This window comes from Mycolicibacterium sp. SMGY-1XX, assembly GCF_059132455.1.
In genome coordinates, this window is record NZ_CP101139.1 from 2,135,324 (window position 1) to 2,153,366 (window position 18,043).

The window sequence follows — 18,043 nt, forward strand, 5'->3', positions numbered from 1 at the left end:
GAATGTACGTTGCTTCGAATGGGGCTCACAGCTGAGGAAGACGCGATCGTCGCGACAGTGCGCGACTTCGTCGACAAGCAGGTGCGGCCGGTGGTACGGGAGTTGGAGCACGCCAACACCTACCCCGAGGCCTTGATCGAGCAGATGAAGCAGATCGGGATCTTCGGACTGGCGATCCCTGAGCCCTACGGTTTCGGCGCGGTGTCCATGCCCTGCTACGTACAGGTGACCGAGGAGTTGGCGCGGGGCTGGATGAGCCTGGCCGGTGCCATGGGTGGGCACACCGTGGTGTCGAAGTTGATCCTGCTGTTCGGTACCGACGAGCAGAAACAGAAGTACCTGCCGGCCCTGGCCACCGGGGAGTTGCGCGCCACCATGGCGCTCACCGAACCCGGCGGCGGATCCGACCTGCAAGCCATGCGCACCGAGGCACGCCCCGACCAGGGCGGCTATCTGATCAACGGCAGCAAGACCTGGATCTCCAACGCCCGCCGCGCCGGTCTGATAGCCCTGCTGTGCAAAACCGATCCACGCGCACAGCCGCCGCACAGAGGTGTGTCGATCCTGCTGGTGGAGAAGGGCCCCGGATTCACCATCTCCAAGGATCTGCCCAAGCTGGGCTACAAGGGTGTCGAGAGCTGCGAGCTGAACTTCGACAACTGCCGGGTGCCCGCCGACGCGCTGCTCGGCACGGAGGAAGGTGTCGGCTTCGCACAGATGATGAAGGGCCTGGAGGTGGGGCGGCTGCAGGTCGCCGCCCGCGCCACCGGGGTGGCGCGCGCAGCCTTCGACGACGCCCTGCGCTACGCCCAGGAGCGCGAGAGTTTCGGTAAGCCGATCTGGCAGCACCAGTCCGTGGGCAACATGCTGGCCGAGATGGGCACCAAGCTGGCCGCCGCCCGGGCCCTGTTGCTCAGCGCCGCGGAGAAGTTCGATTCCGGTGCTCGTGTCGACATGGAGGCCGGCATGGCCAAGTTGTTCGCGTCCGAGGTGGGGATGGAAATCGCGTTGGACGCGGTACGCATCCACGGCGGGTACGGCTACTCCACCGAGTACGACGTCGAGCGGTATTTCCGTGACGCGCCGCTGATGATCGTCGGTGAGGGCACCAACGAGATCCAGAAGGGTGTGATCGCCAAACAACTGGTGAAGCGCGGAGGGCTGGATCTCTGATGGGCCTCGAGCAGTACGTCGCAGACTGGCGCCCGCAACCGCTGCACACCGATGACCCGCTGGTGCCGGAGACCGCGGCGCGGTTGGCCGCCACCCTCGACATCAACGAAAACTTCAGCGCCGGAACGGAATTGCCGGCGTTGTGGCATTGGGTGTACTTCACCGAGTGGCCGGTCACCGCCGCGCTGGGGCCCGACGGTCACCCGCTGGCCGGGCATTTCCTGCCGCCCGTCCCGAATCGCCGGCGCATGTTCGCCGGCGGCCGGCTGACCGTCACCGCGCCGCTGCGGCTCGGGCTGACCGCGCAACGGCACGCGGCGGTGACCGACATCCGGGTCAAGTCCGGGCGCACCGGTGAGCTGTTGTTCGTGACCGTACGCCAGGAATTTCACCAGGACGGTGAACTGCGGTTGATCGAGGAACAGGACATCGTCTACCGCAGCGATGACGGGTCCGCCACCGCGTTCAGTCGCGCGACCGACCCGTTGCCGGTCTCGTCGGTGCCCTGGTCGACGCACCCTCACACCCATCCGGCGTTGTTGTTCCGGTTCAGCGCCCTGACCGCCAATGCGCACCGGATCCACTACGACCAGGAGTACGCCGGTGGCGTCGAGGGCTTCCCCGGGCTGGTGGTGCACGGGCCGCTGCTGGCGATGTACATGGCAGAGCTGGCAAGGTGCCGCGGGCACATGCTTCGGTCCTTCGAATTCCGGCTCAGTCAGCCGGTTTTCGTGGGCGACCCCATCGAGGTGCAGGGCACACTGGACGGGCCTGCCGCGAAGCTGGCGGTGATCTCCGGCAACGGTGTCCACGCCTCGGCTACCGCGGCGTGGGGATGACTCAGCGCCGGACGGCCGTCACCACCACGTAGGACGCGTCGAAGGCCACGTGGCCTTCCTGGTCGGCCTGGGCGGTGAGCGCCTTGTCGAAGGCGGACAGCAACGCATCGCGCTGCGGACCTTCGACGCGGGCCAGGACGTCGACATGCATCGGTGATTCCTTGGTGATGAAGGTCAACGCGTCGGCAGGGGAGTCGAACCGCCAGGTCAACGACCCAGGGGTGAATTCGAGGTCGACGAAGTCAGCGCCGAGGCGCTGTGCTGCGGTGCTCTGATCGCCCCATTGATCCGGCGAGAAACCACGCGCCGGCGGCGGGCCGAGAACGCTCAGGATGGGATCGTAAAACGGGTTCACCGCATCCCGCACCCACGATGAAAAGCCGCACACCGCACCGGATTTCAGTATTCGTGCCAGTTCGGCGACCTGGCTGACCGGTTCGACGAAGATGATGCCCATGTTCGACACAGCGGCGTCGAACGCCGCGTCCGGCAGGCCCGTCGCGGCGGCGTCGCCGGTGCGCCAGTCGACGTCCAGGCCCTCGTCACGGGCGCGGCGCTCACCGATGGCCACCAGCTCCGGTGTGATGTCGATGCCGGTGACGTCCGCACCCCGGCGGGCGGCGGCCAGGGCGGCGCTGCCGGTACCGCAGGCAAGGTCCACCACCGCCTGGTCGCGTAGGGGCAGGCGCCGGTCCACGGCGGTGACCACGACGTCGGCGATCCCGGCGATGCGTTCGGCTACCGCCTCATAGCGGCCCGCGGCCCAGATCGTCGACATGGCCCCAACGTAACAGCCTCACGCCGTCCCGCGGCGTCGGCTCTTGGTGAGCTGGATCGGATCGATGTCGCCGCCGGACCATTCCGCGGCCATGGCCAGGCTGGCGTCTCGCCCTGAATGCACATGGTGGAACGCCGATTCGGCGGCCCGGTCCGGATCGTGCGCCGCGATGGCGGCCAACAGGTCCTCGTGCTCGAGGCACTGCACACCGGGATCGCGATCACCGGTCAGATGGAACAACCACTGGGTACGGGCTTCCAGGGGGCGGAGGATCGACTCGAGCAGGGGATTGGCCGCCAGGTCGACGATGATGGTGTGGAAACCGGCGTTCGCGGCGGCGATGGCCGGTTTGTCCTGGCGCTCAGTGGCTGTGCGCGCGGTGTCGAGCTGCGCTTCGAGCGCGGCGAGGCCCGCCTGATCGGCACGCTCAGCGGCCAGGCGGGCGGCCAGCACCTCCAGACTCTCGCGGACGTCGAACAGGTCACGCACATCGTCCACCGTGAACGGGGAGACGATCGCGCCCTGCCGCGGGACCATCACCACCAGCCCGTCCTGCTGTAGGCGTTGCATGGCCTCGCGCAGCGGAATCCGCGACACCGCAAGCTCTTCGGCGAGATCGCGTTCGATGAGCCGGGTGCCCGGCGCCAGCTCCAGTCCGACGATGCGGGCCCGCAGTTCGTCGTACGCGCGTTCGCGCAGAGATTTCGGGGCGTCCTCAGTCGCGGCGGTGGTCACGTCGACCTTTCTTGTTGTGCGGCTTCGCCCAGCATAGCGACAGGCGAGTTAACGGTATACCAGTAACTCGATCCTTACGGTCGGTTAATGCGTTGGTAATAGTTCGAGCCGATGCTCCTTCTAACGGTATACCGCTAAGTGGTAGCCACTGACCCCAGGAGGAAGCTCGATGAGACTCCCACGTTTTCAAACTTCAACAGCGCTGCTCGGGGCGACCGCGATCGCCATGGGCCTGACCGCATGCGGCTCAGCGGACGACGACCCCGGCGCAGGTGACGCACTGTCGGTAGGTGTGTTCCTGCCCGGCTCCATCAACGACACCGGTTTCATGCAGTCCGGTTTTCTCGGCTACCAGCGGGTCGTGGAGAAGTACGGCGATCAGGTCGACGCCAGTTACGTCGAGCAGGTGGCCGCTGCCGACTATCAGCAGGCCCTGCAGCGCTTCGCCTCGGAGAACGACCTGGTGATCTCGGTCGGGGGGCAGACCGACGCCGACGTGCGCAAGGTGGCCCCGCAGTTCCCCGAGGTCAAGTTCGTCGAGATCGGTGGACCCTCGGATGCGGAACCGCTGCCGAACCTGGCGTACTACGACCCCCAGCAGGCCGAAGCGGAATTCCTGTCCGGCGCCGCCGCGGCCACGGTGTCCAAGAGCGGCACCGTCGGATTCGTCGGCGGAGTCGAACTGCCCGCTATCGTCAACGCGGCCAAGGCCTTCGCCAACGGAGCCCGCTTCACCCGCCCGGACGTGACCGTGCTCGCGCCACAGTACGTCGGCGACTTCAATGACCCGGCCAAGGCCAAGCAGGCCGCCGGCACCGCCTACGCCAGCGGTGCCGACGTACTCGGCCAGATCGTCAACCTGGGCAAGCAGGGAATGGAGCAGGCGGCCGCCGAGTCGGGCAACCGGATGATCGGCGGCCCGATCCCGGGTGACTGCTCCAACGGCGTCTACGCCGGCTACGTCCGCACCGACATCGGCACCGAGATCGAATACGCGGTGTCCTCCGTGCTCGACGGGACCTGGACGGCCGAGCAGGTGCCCTTCGGGGTCACCACCGACAAGGGCGGCAGCGACTTCACCGTCTGCGGCGACGACCCCGCCGTGGCCGCTGCAGTGGACAAGGCCGAGGCGGCCATCATCGCCGGTTCCATCACACCGTACTGAGGACCCGGACCGATGACGATCGCTGCTGACCCAATGACCACCGCTGAAAAGCCCAGTCACACAGCGCTGCTCACACTCGACGGGATCGGGAAGTCTTTCGGATCCGTGCGCGCCCTGGATGCGGTGACGCTGAACGTCAAACCTCGTTCGGTGCACTGCATCCTCGGTGAGAACGGAGCCGGCAAGTCGACACTGTGCAACAGCATCTACGGGACGGTCTCCCCGGACACCGGGAGCATGACGCTGGCGGGCACGACCTACCAGCCGCGCAATCCGGCGGACGCGTTGCGGGCCGGGGTGGCGATGGTGCACCAGCACTTCTCCTTGGTGCCCACCATGACAGTGGCCGACAACCTGCTGCTGGGCCGCGACGGATTCCGTCCTCCGCGAAAGCAACTCACGTCCGATCTGGAGCGGATCGCCGACAGCTACGGTTTGACGGTCGACGCCGCCGCCACGGTCCGCGAACTGACGGTGGGTGCCCGGCAGCGCGTCGAGATCGTCAAGGCGCTGTTACGCGACCCGCAGCTGATCCTGCTCGACGAGCCCACCGCCGTGCTCGACCCGCAAGAGATCGACGCACTGATCACCACCTGCGCGGCCCTCACCGAGGGCGGCAAGTCCGTGGTGCTCATCACCCACAAGCTCGGTGAGGTGGCCCGCGCCGCCGACGAGGCGACGGTGTTGCGCGCCGGCACTGTGGTCGGCGGCGGCCGCCTCGCCGAGGTGTCGCTGCCGTCGCTGCTCGAGCTGATGCTCGGCGACACCAAGCCACTGAGCGCCGCACCCCGACGACGTACCGCACCACCGACCTCGAAGGGTCTGAACGTCAACGGCCTCACCGTGACCCGGGCCGACGGCAGCACCGCACTCGCACAGGTGGAACTCGTGGTCGGTCGGGGTGAGATCGTGGGTGTCGCCGGCGTGGAGGGCAACGGGCAATCCGAGTTGACCTCCGTCCTGTCCGGGGCGCTGGCACCGGACCGCGGCACCGTCGTCCTGGAAGACACCGACCTCACCACCGCGACGCCGGCTGCACGCACCGCGGCCGGCCTGGCGGTGATCCCCGAGGACCGCCATGCCGAGGGAATGGTCGGCGAGTTGTCGATCGCCGAGAACATCGCGATGCCCCGGCTGCGGCAGTACCGCCGCTGGGGCCTGCTCGACCGCGGCCGTATGCGGGCCGACGCCGAGGCCGCCATCTCCGAGTACTCCATCCGGGCACCGGGACCCGACGCGCCGATCGGATCGCTGTCCGGCGGCAACCAGCAGAAGGTGGTGCTCGCCCGAGAACTGTCGACGCCGGGCCTGCGGGCCGTGGTGGCGGCCCAGCCCACTCGCGGCCTCGACGCCGGGGCCGTCGCCTTCGTGCTCGACCGGCTGCGTGCCGCTGCTGATGCCGGCGCGGCAGTACTGATCACCTCGAGTGAAATCGACGAGTTGATCGCCGTCTGCGACCGCATCGTGGTCGCCTACCGCGGAACCCTGCTGGGCTCCGTCCGAACCGATTCACCGAGTGCCGCAACAGAAATCGGCGCCCTGATGACAGGAGTGCCCCGATGATCACCCGCTTGCATTCCCGTCATCCACTGGTGGTGGCGCTGGCTGCCCTGGTGGTCGCGGCGAGCGTGGGCCTGGCGCTGGCGGCAATAGCCGGCGCCGGCCCGGTCGAGGTCATCGACGCCCTGATCGAGGGAACCCTGGGCTCGCCGTTTGCCATCGGCACCTCGCTGAACAACGCCGCCCTGCTGATGCTGGTGGCCGCCGGCTTCACCATCGCCTACCGGGCAGGTCTGGTCAACGTCGGTGGTGAGGGTCAGATGTGCCTGGGCGGAATCGCCGCCACCGCAGTGGGTGTCGCGATGCCCGAGACGATGCCGCTGCCGATCGGTCTGGTGGCGACCCTGGGAGCCGCGGTGCTCGCCGGGGCTTTCTGGGCCGCAATCGCCGCCTGGCTGCGCGTGCACCGCGGTACCAGCGAAATCATCACCACCCTGCTCCTCAACTTCGTCGGACTCGCCCTCGTGGTGCTGATGGTGCAGGAGCCGTCGTTGCTACGGCAGCCGATGACCTCCTCGGAGACGCTGCCGCAGTCCGAAGCGCTCGCAGCGTCGGCGCACCTGCCGCTGCTGGGTCTCTCCAAGAACCCGGCCACCATCGCCATCGTGGTCGCCGTGCTGGCTGTGGCGCTGGTGGGAATCATGTTGCGCAACAGTGCAACCGGTCTACGGCTGCGTGCCGTCGGGCTTTCGGGCACCGCCTCGGCACGCCTCGGGGTCTCCGTCGACCGCACCGGGTTCCTGGCTCTGACCACCGCCGGTGGCTTCTCCGGTCTCGCCGGCGGACTGTTGGTCACCTCGGCGCCGTTCATCCTCGTCGACGGCTTCTCGTCCGGCTTCGGGTTCGCCGGCCTGGTCGTCGGACTGCTCGCCCGTGGGTCCATGACCGCCGTCGCCGCGGTGTCCCTACTGTTCGGCTTCCTGGTCTCCGGAGGCATCAACCTGCAACTGGCTGCCGGCGTGCCGGCCTCCACCGTCACCGTCGTGCAGAGTGTCCTGATCATCGTGATCGCCGGCGCAGCCTGGTGGACCACCAGCGCACGACCCGTCTCCACCAAGCCCGCCCGTGAGGAAGTGCCGGCATGAACCTTTCCATGATCACCGAAATAGTCTCCAGTGGAATCGCTTTCGCCATCCCGCTGCTGGTTGCCGCCAGTGGTGAATCGATCAGTGAACGTGCCGGCGTGCTGAATCTGAGCATGGAGGGCATGATGCTCACCGGGGCGTTCGCCAGCGTCCTGGCCTCGGTGAGCACCGGTTCCGCCGTCCTGGGTGCGGTGGCCGGCGTGCTGGCCGGACTGATCTTCGGTATCGCTCAGGCGCTGCTGTCGGTCCGGTTTCGCGCCGATCAGATCGTCGTCGGCATCGCCGCCAACGCGCTTGCGCTGGGGCTCACGACCTTCGGGGCCCGGATCCTTCTCGACGGTGGTCGCGGGCAGAACGTCCCGGCCTTCGCCGACGTGCACATTCCGGTGCTCGGCGAACTGCCGATCATCGGCCCGGCTGTCTTCGGCCAGACATTTCTGGGGTATCTGTGCCTGGCGGTCGTGGTGGCGCTGGCGCTCGTGTTCTCGCCGCGCACCATGGCCGGTATCCGGGTCGATGCGGTGGGGGAGGACGCCACCTCCGCGGGCTGGACCGGCTTGGCCGTCAACAAGACCCGGGTGATCGGGGTTCTGATCGCTTCCGGTGCCGGCGGGCTGGCCGGTGCTCAACTCGCCCTGTCGGAGGTCCGCTCGTTCAGTGAGAACATGACCGCGGGGATGGGCTATCTGGCCGTCGTCGCGGTGATCGCCGGGCGCTGGAAGGTGGTCGGAATCCTCTGGGCGGCGGTCTTTTTCGGTGTCGCCAGGGCCATGCAGTTCGCACTGCCCGCGGTGGGTGTCGAAATTCCCTATGCCGTGTTGGTGATGCTGCCGTACGTGATCGCGATCGTCGCCATCAGCGGTTTCGTCGGCGGCCGCAGCGCGCCGACCTGCTTGACCGTCCCGTACGTCGGCCGCGTCTGACGAAACCTGAAAGGCAACAACCATGACACTCGTGCTGACCCATTCCGATATCGCCGCCCTCATCGACCGGCCCACCGTCTACACCGTCGTCGAACAGGCCCACGCCGACCTCAGTGCCGGCGCCGCGGTGAACCCGGCGCCCCCGGTCATGCCCCTGGAACGCGGAGCCGCCGCGCTGCCGATGGTGGCCGCGGCCACCCGTCAGCGCTCCAGTGTGGTCAAGATGCTCTCCGATATGCCCGCAAACGGCGAGACCGGCCTGCCCACACAACGTTCCACGATCATGCTGATGTCGGCCGACACCGGCGAATGTGAAGCCCTGCTCGACGGCAGGCTCGTCACCGCGATCCGCACCGCGGCGGCCAGTGCCGTCGCCACCGCGCACTTGTCACGCGTGGGCAGTTCCACACTCGGACTGATCGGCGCGGGCACGCTGGCAGTGGAACACACCCGGGCGATCGCCCGGATCCGGCCGATCGAGAAGGTGTTCGTGTGGTCGCGCAGTGATGCCACAGTGGACCAGTTCCGCCGCCGCATCGAGGATCTGGATCTCGGGGTCGAACGCGCCGAGTCGCCACGGCACGTGGTGGGGGCCGCCGACGTCGTGTGCACCCTCACCCCATCCAGGGATCCCATCGTCGAGGGAGCCTGGTTCCGGCCCGGCCTGCACGTCAACGCCGTCGGCGCGCCGCCCCGTCCAGACCACCGCGAAATCGACGGCGCGGGTATGGCATCGGCGCGTCTGGTGGTCGACAGCAGGCTGACCGCGCTCACCAAGTCCGGGGATGTGGTGCTGGCGATCGAAGAAGGGCGGCTGCGCGAGTCGGCGGTGGCGGTCGAACTCGGTGATGTGGTCGCCGATGCGTCGCGCGGCCGCCGCAGCGATGACGACGTCACACTGTTCAACTCCGTCGGCATCGGGCTGCAGGACCTCGTCACCGCCGCCGCCCTGGTGGACGCCGCCCGGGCCCGGGGCATCGGCACCGTCGTGGAGATGAGCGCATGAGAGCGCAGGAACTCGGATTCCTCGAACGCAGCATCGTCCTGGCCGGTGAGGCCGCCGAACTCGGCAACCGGCCGTTCGGATCGGTTCTGGTGAGTGTCACGGGCCAGGTTCTGGCGGAGGGCCGCAACGAGGTGGCCTCCAGCGGCGACCCGACGGCGCACGCCGAACTGGTCGCTCTCCGGCACGCCGACCCGGACCGGCTGGCCGGGGCGGTCGTGTACGCCAGCGGCGAACCCTGCCCGATGTGTGCGGCGGCCTGCGTGTGGGCCGGTGTCACGCGGATCGTGTTCGCTGCCTCCACCGCGGCGTTCTCGGCTGTTCTCCCGGACGGGCCGCATTTCCGGCTGACGTGCGCGCAGGTGCTCGCGGCCAGCGATGCCGGCGTGGAGGTGTGCGGCCCCGTGCTCGAAGCCGAGGCGCTGGCCGTGATGGGTCTCAGTCGGCCTGGATGTCAGCGGTGACCGCGCTGGTCAAGGCAATCAGGTCGGCCGGGGCCACCCCGATCTCGAGGCCGCGCTTACCGGCGCTGCACCACACCCGGTCCCACAGCAGCGCCGTCTCGTCGATCACCGTGGGCAGCGGCTTGCGCTGACCGAGCGGCGAGATGCCGCCCAGGACGTAGCCCGAGGATCGCTGGGCGGCGGTCGGGTCCGCCATCCCGGCCTTGGGCACCCCCAGCGCCGCCGCCACGGCTTTCAACGACAGCTTGGCCGGTACCGGTACCACGGCCACGGCCAAACCCGTCGGTGTGGCGACCACCAGCGTCTTGAAGATCTGCTCTGCTTCGGCCTGTTTGGCGGCGGCCAGTTCGGCGACGGCTTCGTCGCCATAGGCCTGGCTGCGGGGGTCGTGGTGGTACTGGAACACCTCATGGGGGACTGCCGCGGCGACCAACGCCGCGATTGCCGGGGTTGCCGCTCGCGCCACCGGGTCAGCCTAGCCTCGGGGGAACCTCGGGAAATAGCGCGGTCATCACCGCTGTTGAGTTCACTGTCAGCCCATGGACATGGGTTTGTCGGTCACAGCCTTAGGATTGCGAGAGGGGAACTTGGTGTCGACGGTATGCCTGGAGCGTCCGGTGTCAGGACCAGTGTCGGTGGCATTGCAGCCACTGCACCTACCGTTGATCATCTGGACCTCCGCGACGGAAGGGACTGTGTCAACCAAGATGACCGACATAGAAGACAGCACAGGTGTGGAGCGCGGCGAGGAAACCTCGCCGGCCCCGTCTGCGGAGACCGACGCCGAACTGACGGCGCGCTTCGAACGCGATGCGATTCCACTGTTGGACCAGCTCTACGGCGGTGCTCTGCGGATGACCCGCAACCCCGCCGATGCCGAAGACCTGCTGCAGGAAACCATGGTCAAGGCATATGCGGGCTTCCGGTCGTTCCGTGAGGGCACCAACCTCAAGGCGTGGCTGTACCGGATCCTGACCAACACCTACATCAACAGCTATCGCAAGAAGCAACGTCAGCCGGCGGAGTATCCGACAGACGAGATCACCGACTGGCAGCTGGCGTCCAACGCCGAGCATTCCTCGACGGGCTTGCGTTCCGCCGAGGTCGAGGCTCTGGAGGCCCTGCCGGACACCGAGATCAAACAAGCCCTGCAGGCGCTTCCGGAAGAATTCCGGATGGCGGTCTACTACGCCGACGTCGAGGGCTTCCCCTACAAGGAGATCGCCGAGATCATGGATACGCCGATCGGGACCGTGATGTCCCGGCTGCACCGAGGTAGACGTCAGCTGCGGGAGTTGCTGGCCGACGTGGCCAGAGACCGCGGGTTCATCCGTGGTCAGCAGCTCGATGAGCCCGAGGAGGTGTCGTCATGAGCGAGGACGAACGCACCTGGCGTCCGCCGGTAGGACCGGTGGATCCGGAGCACCCGGAATGCGCGGCGGTGATCGCGGAGGTCTGGACCCTGCTCGACGGGGAATGCACCGTCGACACGCGGGAGAAGTTGCAGCAGCACCTGGACGAATGCCCGGCCTGCCTGCGCCACTACGGGGTCGAAGAACGCATAAAGGCGCTCATCGCCACCAAATGCAGTGGCGAACGAGCGCCTGAGAGCCTGCGACAGCGGTTACGGCTGGAGATCAGCCGCACCACCATCATCAGGGGCTAGTCAGCTGTTGGGCCGCTTGCCGTGATTGGCCTTGCTGTGCTTGCGATCGCGCTTCTTACGGCCACGCTTGGCCATGGTGTACCTCCGTAGTCGTGAACTGATGGGTTGCCCGCTCGGCGAATCGCCGGCAGACGGTCGCATACCAGTGTCTCACGGTGAAGATGGTGCTCTGTCCACCCACCTTTGTGGTTCGATAGAGCCTCAGAGAGCGGCAGTACCAGAAGAGGTGGGTGAAGATGGCCGAGGATGTTCGCGCGGAAATCGTGGCCAGCGTGCTTGAAGTCGTGGTCCACGAGGGCGATCAGATCGGTGAAGGCGACACCGTGGTGCTCTTGGAGTCGATGAAGATGGAGATCCCGGTGCTGGCCGAAGTCGCCGGCACCGTCAGCAAGGTCAGTGTCTCCGTCGGTGATGTCATCCAGGCCGGCGACCTCATTGCCGTGATCAGCTAGGCGGTTCATGTCCACGCTCGGTGATCTGCTTGCCGAGCACACCGTTCTGCCGGGTGAGGCCGTCGATCACCTGCACGCCGTGGTCGGGGAGTGGCAGCTGATCGCGGATCTGTCCTTCGCCGACTACTTGATGTGGGTCCGGCGTGATGACGGTGTGCTGGTCTGTGTCGCGCAATGCCGTCCCAACACCGCCCCCACCGGGCTCCTCAGCGACGCGGTGGCCACCATGTCGGACGCCGACGACCTGCCCCTGGTCACCGCAGCCTTCCGGTCCGGTGCCATCGCCCGGGAAGGCGACCAGGCCGACCAGCGGACCGGCCTCAATGTCGAAGCCGTGCCGGTACGCCACGCAGGCCAGGTGGTCGCGGTGTTGACCCACCAGACTGCGCTGGCGGCGCTACGGAAATCCTCGCCCCTGGAAACGGCCTATCTGGCGTGTGCCGGGGACCTGGTGAACATGCTGTCGGAGGGCACCTTCCCGAACGTCGGCGACATCGCGATGTCGCGGTCGAGCCCGCGGGTCGGTGACGGGTTCATCCGGCTCGACGTCACCGGGGTGGTGTCATATGCCAGCCCCAACGCGCTGTCGGCGTACCACCGGATGGGGTTGAATTCCGAGCTCGAGGGCCACAACCTCGTCGCCATCACCCGTCCGCTGATCTCCGACCCTTTCGAGGCCCAGGAGCTCGCCGAGCACGTCAAGGAGTCGCTGTCGGGCGGTTCCAGCATGCGCATGGAAGTCGATGCCGGTGGCGCCGCGGTGCTGCTGCGCACGCTCCCGCTGGTGGTACATGGCGCCCCCGTCGGCGCCGCCGTGCTGATTCGCGACGTGACCGAGATCAAACGACGCGACCGCGCGCTGTTGAGCAAGGACGCCACCATCCGGGAGATCCACCACCGGGTGAAGAACAACCTCCAGACGGTGGCTGCCTTGCTGCGCCTGCAGGCGCGGCGTACCACCAACGCCGAGGGTCGGGAGGCGTTGATCGAGTCGGTGCGGCGGGTGTCGTCCATCGCTCTGGTGCACGACGCGCTGTCGATGTCCGTCGACGAGCAGGTGAACCTCGACGAGGTGATAGACCGGATCCTGCCGATCATGAACGACGTCGCCGCCGTGGACAGTCCTATGAAGATCAGCCGGATCGGTGCGCTCGGTGTGCTCGACGCCGACCGCGCCACCGCCCTGATCATGGTTGTCACCGAGCTGGTGCAGAACGCGATCGAGCACGCCTTCGGCCCGGGCGCGAAGCAGGGCTGTGTCAGCATCCGTGCCGAACGGTCGGCGCGCTGGTTGGATGTCACCGTTCACGATGACGGTCGCGGGCTGCCCGACGGGTTCAGCCTGGAGAAGTCCGACCGTCTCGGACTGCAGATCGTGCGGACACTGGTTTCGGCGGAATTGGACGGTTCGCTGGGTATGCACGAAGCGCCCGGGGGTGGCACCGATGTGGTGTTACGGGTGCCAATTGGGCGGCGCTCCAGATTGGCACAATAACGAAATCGATGACCGAATTGCGCACAAAAAAGTCGGCCCCGGCAATTTCTGCCGGGGCCGCGACGTCCTCTTGCGAGTCGATCAGACTCCGCTGCGGGCCTTTGTCCGAGCGTTACGACGCTTGAGCGCGCGGCGCTCGTCCTCGCTCATACCGCCCCATACGCCCGCGTCTTGACCGGACTCCAAAGCCCAGGCCAGGCACTCGGTGGTAACCGGACAACGGTTACACACGAGCTTCGCGTCGGCGATCTGCGCGAGGGCCGGGCCGCTGTTTCCCACGGGGAAAAACAGTTCCGGATCCTCGTCGCGACAGACCGCCTTGTGGCGCCAATCCATAAGTCAGACTCCTTACTAATGCGCGCAGCGATGCGCGCCGGGTTTTGTTTTTCGGCTGTTAACGCGTGCACACGAAATGTTTCTGCACTGTTGCATCTGATCGTTCCAGAGCCACAACAGAAGTCAATAGCGTGAGTTAACACGTGTGCAATGTCACTCACGAGGGCCGTTTCCTAACCCCTTACTCGTTTGTACTACGATCAACTCACCTGCGCCCTAAATTCTGGCCCGTGAGTTCGTCACACCGGGGGAAGCTGCAGGTAGTCGCGATTTTTTTCTGAAATCAAGGATGTGGCGCAACCACGCCGAGGGCGTCGGGAACCGACCGGAACGTCATCTCGTCCCTCAGACCGATGTAATCGCCGTCGATCTGGCTGGCCACCGGCGTGGTGCTCGTCACCCGCACCGAGGCGACGTCGTCGTCACGGATCAGGTGGGACGCCGACAACTTGGGGCGCTTGGCGAGCATCTGTCGCACCAGGCCCAGGTTCCGCCACACACTCATGCTCGTGGTGGCGAACACACCCAGGCCGGTGTCGAAGCCGGTGTCGGGGTTGGTCCAGACCGGCCGCGTGTTGGCGTAGGTCCACGGGCTGGAGTTCGAGACGAAGACGAAATGCACCCCGGATATCGCGTCCCGGCCGTCGAGCTGCAGGGTCAGGCGCGGTTCCTTGCGGGCGCTGCGCAGCACGGTCGGCACCGCGGCGCTGATGTAACGCATGGCGGTCACCCCGGTGTGCTTGCGGCTTCGGTTCCTCTTGTCCTCCACGCTTGCGACCACTTCGCCGTCGACGCCCATCCCTGCGGTGAACACGCCCCACCGCTCGCCGCAGTCCATCAGGCCGATCCGGCGCCAGGTCCGGGTGCGCTGGTAGTCGCTGAGCAAGTCCACGAGCAGATTGGTGGCGTCGATCGGGTCCTGGGGAATTCCCAGCGACCGGGCGAAGACGTTGGCCGAGCCGCCGGGCACCACACTCACCGCGGGCAAGTTCCCCAGGGGGAGTGGGCCCGGTTTACCGAGCAGGCCGTTGACCACCTCGTTCACCGTGCCGTCGCCGCCGTGCACGATCACGACGTCCACGCCGTCGAGTGCGGCTTGCTCGGCGATCTCGATCGCGTGGCCGCGGTGATTGGTGTGTTCGACCGTCAGCCGGGTTCGGCTCTCGAGCGCATGGGCCAGCAGGTCGCGGCCCGCCGGCGTCGTCGAAGTCGCATTGGGGTTCACGATCAGCACGGCACGCACGAGCCCCAACCCTATAAGGGATTGCGCAGTGCCCGCTCCAGCCTTCTGGGCCGGGCGCGGTGGGCATCGGTACGGTACGAGCGTGACCGAACGCCGTCTGCTTCTCGTCAACGGGCCGAATCTGAACCTGCTCGGCACCCGCGAGCCGGAGATCTACGGGTCCACCACGCTCCCGCAGATCGAAGAAGCGGTCACCGCCGCCGCCGCGGCGCTCGGGTTCGCCGTCCGGGCAGTGCAGAGCAACCACGAAGGTGTCCTGGTCGACGCGATTCACCAGTCGGCCGCGGACTGCGTCGGCATCGTCATCAACCCCGCCGCCTTCACCCACACCTCCGTGGCCATCGCCGACGCACTGTCGGCCGTCGGGCTGCCGGTGGCCGAAGTGCACCTGAGCAACATCCACAAGCGTGAGGCGTTCCGGCACCACTCCTACGTCTCACCGGTCGCCGAGATGGTGATCGCCGGCGCCGGCCCGCTGGGCTATGAGCTGGCGGTGCGCTTCCTTGCCGACAGGCTGAGCACCAACGGATGAGCACGACACAGCCCGCCGCGGTGCGCTATGCCGGCTTTCTGGTGGCAGCAGAGGGCCTCGCGGCCCTGATCATGGCCGCGGTGTTGTTGATCCGCGGACTCGGCGGCGCCGACCAGCACATCGTCAGCGGATTCGGCACCGCGTTGTGGTTCCTGCTGATCGGCGCCGGAGTGGTCACCGGCGGGTGGGCGCTCATCTCGGGCCGCCGGTGGGGCCGGGGTATCGGCGTCCCCACCAACCTGCTCCTGCTGCCCGTGGCGTGGTACGTCTTCACGTCTCACCACGAGGTCTACGGCGTCCTCGTCGCGCTGTTCGCACTGCTGGTCCTCGGCTTGCTGTTCAGCCCGCCCGCCGTGCACTGGTACGCCACGCGCGGATGAGTTGTGCCGCTAGCGCTTCGGCGAACCGGCGGCCAGCGCCGTGAGCTCCGGTCCAGAGACCCGGTAGGTGGTCCACTGGGTCTGCGGTTTGCCGCCCACCCCGTCGTAGAGCGCGATCGCGTCGACATTCCAGTTCAGTACCGCCCAGCTCAATCGGCTGTAACCGTGGTCGACGCATTCGCGGGCCAATGCGGACAGCAATGCGGCGGCCAGGCCGCGACGGCGAAAAGCCGGGCGTACGAACAGATCCTCGAGGTAGACCCCCGCCACCCCGTCCCAGGTGGAGAAGTTGAGGAACCACAGCGCGGTCGCGGCGGCCTGCCCGTCGACCTCGACGATGTGGCCGTGCACGGTGGGCTGTTCGCCGAACAGCGCTGTCCGCAACTGCTCTTCGGTGACCGTGCACTCGTCGGCGGCTTTCTCGAACTCGGCGAGCTCATGGATCATCGCGACGATCTCGGCCTCGTCACCGGGGCGGGCCCGGCGGATCCCTTCACTCATACGGCGCTCCCAACCCGGTCATGATCGTGTGGAATTTCGTTGTGGTCTCGTCGAGTTCGTCGTTCGGGTCGGACTCGGCGACAATCCCGCCGCCGGAATGGGCGATCGCCGTGCGACGGTCGGCGGACAACTGCGCGCAGCGGATCGACACCACCCACCGCCCGTCACCGTCGGCGTTACACCAACCGGCGGCGCCGGCGTAGAAACCCCGGTCGCCTTCCAGTTCGGTGATCGCCGCCATGGCGGCCGCGGTGGGGTAGCCGCCCACTGCCGGGGTGGGATGCAACGCCAACGCCAGATCCAGTGCGGTGGTGGATTCCTCGCGGAGCGTGCCGGTGAGCCGAGTGCTCAGGTGCCACAGCGCGTCGGTGCGGTGCAGTTGGGGCTCGTCGTCGACGTCCAGCGACGTGCACAGCGGTGTCAGCGCGTCACGGATCGCCTCCACCACCAGTCGGTGCTCGTGCCGGTTCTTGCCTGACGCGGCCAGTGCCGCGCCGTTGGCGCGGTCGATGTCGGGGTCGGCCGAGCGGGGCGCCGAGCCGGCAAACGGCCTGCAGCGCACCTGATTTCCGAAACGGGCCACCAGCAGTTCCGGGCTCGCTCCCACCAACACCGTCCCGGCATGGGGCGCGCCGGCCGGTGCCAGGTCGGCCAGGTAGCCGTACGCCGCCGGGTCGGCGGCGCGCAGCCGGGTGAGCACCGCGCGGACGTCCCAGCCGGTGTCGGCCACCATGCGCAGGGCGCGGGCGAGCACCACTTTGTCGAGGGTCGACCCCGGTGCACGCAGCCGCCGGACCGCTTCGGCCACCCGGTCGCGGTGCGCCTGCGGTGACGGCACCGACTCGTCGACCCGGACACCGGTGGGCGCCGAGGACGGCCACTCGGGCAGCCCGTCGGTGAACACCACCCGTTCGGGGGTGTGCAACGCGGCCGGGTTGGATACGTCAAAAGGCAACGCGCCCAAAACAATCTGTGCAGAACCGGTGCGCAGTGCGGCGTCGGCGGCGGCAACGTCGGCGTAGCCGGTGCGGATACCGTCGGCCAGTACCGTGCCGGTGGGGCCGGACAACACGAAGGAGGGATCGGTGAAACCCGGGCTCACGTCGCGACCGGTTCGCGGTGGGCGGTCAGGCCCAGCGATTTGAGTTGACGCAGGCCGTATTCGAATCCGCAGACAGCAACCGATGCGGGGCCGAACCCGTAGCGGGCCCCTTCCCGCAGCGGCTGTTCCACCCAGCGGGTCAGCACCGAGCGGGAGAAGTGGCCGTGGCCCACGAACACCACGTCCCGTTCGGCCATGTGCTCGAGCGCCAAGCTCACGGCCTGGTCGGCGCGCATGCTGACCTGATCGACGCTTTCGCCGCCGGGGCATCCGTAAGTCCACAGCAGCCACCCGGGCACATCCTTGCGGATGTCGTGGGTGGTGACGCCCTCGTAGTCGCCGTAGTTCCATTCCGACAGCAGCGGAGTGACTTCGTCGACCGTCAGACCGGCCAGCTCGGCGGTGTCGAGTGCGCGTTTGCGTGGGCTGGAGAACACCATGGGGTTCTTCAGCCCCAGGTGGTCGAGGGCCCGCGCGGCCAGCGCGGCCTGCTCTCGGCCGTTGTCGGTGAGCTCCAGGTCGGTGGTGCTGGTGTGCTGCCCGGACAGCGACCATTCGGTTTCGCCGTGCCGAAGCAGGACCAGGCGATGCATGCCGACGCTCACGCTCGT

General features: G+C 67.5%; 23 protein-coding genes. 14 read left to right on the forward strand and 9 right to left on the reverse strand.

Going from position 1 to position 18,043, the window contains the following annotated elements:
- The first annotated feature begins 18 nt into the window (after window positions 1–18).
- Together NL241_RS10490 and NL241_RS10495 are read left to right on the forward strand one after the other, a co-directional pair.
- Entirely contained in the window at window positions 19–1,173 is a 1,155-nt protein-coding gene (locus NL241_RS10490) for an acyl-CoA dehydrogenase family protein (RefSeq protein ID WP_487695704.1), read from the forward strand.
- Window positions 1,173–2,012 carry an HTD2 family dehydratase gene (locus tag NL241_RS10495; protein WP_494397474.1) on the forward strand — a complete coding sequence of 280 codons (840 nt, stop codon included), beginning with the start codon at window positions 1,173–1,175 and terminating at the stop codon, window positions 2,010–2,012. The genes NL241_RS10490 and NL241_RS10495 overlap by 1 nt, the downstream gene beginning before the upstream one ends.
- Window position 2,013: 1 nt before the next feature.
- Here the strand turns inward: NL241_RS10495 and NL241_RS10500 are convergent, their stop codons facing one another.
- Window positions 2,014–2,790, reverse strand: coding sequence for a class I SAM-dependent methyltransferase (locus NL241_RS10500; RefSeq protein WP_494397475.1), 777 nt, complete (start codon window positions 2,788–2,790; stop codon window positions 2,014–2,016).
- A gap of 18 nt (window positions 2,791–2,808) precedes the next feature.
- Complete coding sequence (locus NL241_RS10505; protein WP_487695699.1) at window positions 2,809–3,525, reverse strand: GntR family transcriptional regulator; 717 nt, start codon at window positions 3,523–3,525, stop codon at window positions 2,809–2,811.
- Between the two features lie 169 nt (window positions 3,526–3,694).
- Between NL241_RS10505 and NL241_RS10510 the strand changes: the two genes are divergently transcribed.
- The 6 genes from NL241_RS10510 to NL241_RS10535 are packed head-to-tail and all read left to right on the forward strand — an operon-like array spanning window position 3,695 to window position 9,725.
- Window positions 3,695–4,690, forward strand: coding sequence for a BMP family protein (locus tag NL241_RS10510; RefSeq protein ID WP_494397476.1), 996 nt, complete (start codon window positions 3,695–3,697; stop codon window positions 4,688–4,690).
- A gap of 12 nt (window positions 4,691–4,702) precedes the next feature.
- On the forward strand, window positions 4,703–6,253 hold the full coding sequence (locus NL241_RS10515; protein ID WP_494397477.1) for an ABC transporter ATP-binding protein: 1,551 nt from the start codon (window positions 4,703–4,705) through the stop codon (window positions 6,251–6,253).
- On the forward strand, window positions 6,250–7,335 hold the full coding sequence (locus NL241_RS10520; protein WP_494397478.1) for an ABC transporter permease: 1,086 nt from the start codon (window positions 6,250–6,252) through the stop codon (window positions 7,333–7,335). The genes NL241_RS10515 and NL241_RS10520 overlap by 4 nt, the downstream gene beginning before the upstream one ends.
- Window positions 7,332–8,258 carry an ABC transporter permease gene (locus NL241_RS10525; RefSeq protein ID WP_494397479.1) on the forward strand — a complete coding sequence of 309 codons (927 nt, stop codon included), beginning with the start codon at window positions 7,332–7,334 and terminating at the stop codon, window positions 8,256–8,258. The genes NL241_RS10520 and NL241_RS10525 overlap by 4 nt, the downstream gene beginning before the upstream one ends.
- Window positions 8,259–8,280: 22 nt before the next feature.
- Window positions 8,281–9,264 carry an ornithine cyclodeaminase family protein gene (locus NL241_RS10530; protein WP_494397480.1) on the forward strand — a complete coding sequence of 328 codons (984 nt, stop codon included), beginning with the start codon at window positions 8,281–8,283 and terminating at the stop codon, window positions 9,262–9,264.
- Window positions 9,261–9,725, forward strand: a complete 465-nt coding sequence (locus NL241_RS10535; protein WP_494397481.1) for a nucleoside deaminase — start codon at window positions 9,261–9,263, stop codon at window positions 9,723–9,725. The genes NL241_RS10530 and NL241_RS10535 overlap by 4 nt, the downstream gene beginning before the upstream one ends.
- On the opposite strand, the gene NL241_RS10540 is transcribed toward NL241_RS10535, so the two are convergent.
- Complete coding sequence (locus NL241_RS10540; RefSeq protein ID WP_494397482.1) at window positions 9,700–10,191, reverse strand: aminoacyl-tRNA deacylase; 492 nt, start codon at window positions 10,189–10,191, stop codon at window positions 9,700–9,702. The two genes, NL241_RS10535 and NL241_RS10540, sit on opposite strands and share 26 nt — an antisense overlap.
- 241 nt (window positions 10,192–10,432) lie before the next feature.
- Between NL241_RS10540 and NL241_RS10545 the strand changes: the two genes are divergently transcribed.
- A complete protein-coding gene (locus NL241_RS10545; RefSeq protein WP_487695686.1) occupies window positions 10,433–11,098 on the forward strand; it encodes a sigma-70 family RNA polymerase sigma factor in 666 nt (221 codons plus the stop codon).
- Window positions 11,095–11,391, forward strand: coding sequence for a mycothiol system anti-sigma-R factor (gene rsrA / locus NL241_RS10550; RefSeq protein WP_487695684.1), 297 nt, complete (start codon window positions 11,095–11,097; stop codon window positions 11,389–11,391). The genes NL241_RS10545 and rsrA overlap by 4 nt, the downstream gene beginning before the upstream one ends.
- Here rsrA and NL241_RS10555 read toward each other — a convergent pair whose 3' ends face one another.
- Window positions 11,392–11,466 (reverse strand): 50S ribosomal protein bL37, encoded by a 75-nt coding sequence (locus NL241_RS10555; protein ID WP_085976515.1) that lies wholly within the window; start codon window positions 11,464–11,466, stop codon window positions 11,392–11,394.
- 161 nt (window positions 11,467–11,627) lie between these two features.
- On the opposite strand from NL241_RS10555, the gene NL241_RS10560 reads away from it, so the two are divergent.
- Entirely contained in the window at window positions 11,628–11,843 is a 216-nt protein-coding gene (locus tag NL241_RS10560; protein ID WP_083740725.1) for a biotin/lipoyl-binding carrier protein, read from the forward strand.
- A gap of 7 nt (window positions 11,844–11,850) precedes the next feature.
- Window positions 11,851–13,338, forward strand: coding sequence for a two-component system sensor histidine kinase PdtaS (locus NL241_RS10565; RefSeq protein ID WP_494397483.1), 1,488 nt, complete (start codon window positions 11,851–11,853; stop codon window positions 13,336–13,338).
- 81 nt (window positions 13,339–13,419) lie between these two features.
- Here NL241_RS10565 and whiB1 read toward each other — a convergent pair whose 3' ends face one another.
- A complete protein-coding gene (whiB1, locus tag NL241_RS10570) occupies window positions 13,420–13,674 on the reverse strand; it encodes a transcriptional regulator WhiB1 (RefSeq protein WP_068915926.1) in 255 nt (84 codons plus the stop codon).
- 283 nt (window positions 13,675–13,957) lie between these two features.
- On the reverse strand, window positions 13,958–14,917 hold the full coding sequence (locus tag NL241_RS10575; protein WP_494397484.1) for a diacylglycerol/lipid kinase family protein: 960 nt from the start codon (window positions 14,915–14,917) through the stop codon (window positions 13,958–13,960).
- 82 nt (window positions 14,918–14,999) lie between these two features.
- On the opposite strand from NL241_RS10575, the gene aroQ reads away from it, so the two are divergent.
- Both aroQ and NL241_RS10585 read left to right on the forward strand, forming a co-directional pair.
- Window positions 15,000–15,449, forward strand: a complete 450-nt coding sequence (gene aroQ / locus NL241_RS10580; protein WP_487695680.1) for a type II 3-dehydroquinate dehydratase — start codon at window positions 15,000–15,002, stop codon at window positions 15,447–15,449.
- The gene (locus tag NL241_RS10585) at window positions 15,446–15,829 is read left to right on the forward strand and encodes a hypothetical protein (RefSeq protein WP_487695678.1); all 384 of its coding nucleotides are present in this window, start codon (window positions 15,446–15,448) and stop codon (window positions 15,827–15,829) included. The genes aroQ and NL241_RS10585 overlap by 4 nt, the downstream gene beginning before the upstream one ends.
- 9 nt (window positions 15,830–15,838) lie before the next feature.
- Here NL241_RS10585 and NL241_RS10590 read toward each other — a convergent pair whose 3' ends face one another.
- From NL241_RS10590 to NL241_RS10600, 3 genes are read right to left on the reverse strand one after another with little or no spacing between them, the layout of a single operon-like run.
- Window positions 15,839–16,330, reverse strand: coding sequence for a GNAT family N-acetyltransferase (locus tag NL241_RS10590; RefSeq protein ID WP_494397485.1), 492 nt, complete (start codon window positions 16,328–16,330; stop codon window positions 15,839–15,841).
- Window positions 16,323–17,432, reverse strand: a complete 1,110-nt coding sequence (locus NL241_RS10595; RefSeq protein WP_494397486.1) for an isochorismate synthase — start codon at window positions 17,430–17,432, stop codon at window positions 16,323–16,325. The genes NL241_RS10590 and NL241_RS10595 overlap by 8 nt, the downstream gene beginning before the upstream one ends.
- The gene (locus NL241_RS10600) at window positions 17,429–18,037 is read right to left on the reverse strand and encodes an acid phosphatase (RefSeq protein WP_494397487.1); all 609 of its coding nucleotides are present in this window, start codon (window positions 18,035–18,037) and stop codon (window positions 17,429–17,431) included. The genes NL241_RS10595 and NL241_RS10600 overlap by 4 nt, the downstream gene beginning before the upstream one ends.
- Window positions 18,038–18,043 lie beyond the last annotated feature (6 nt).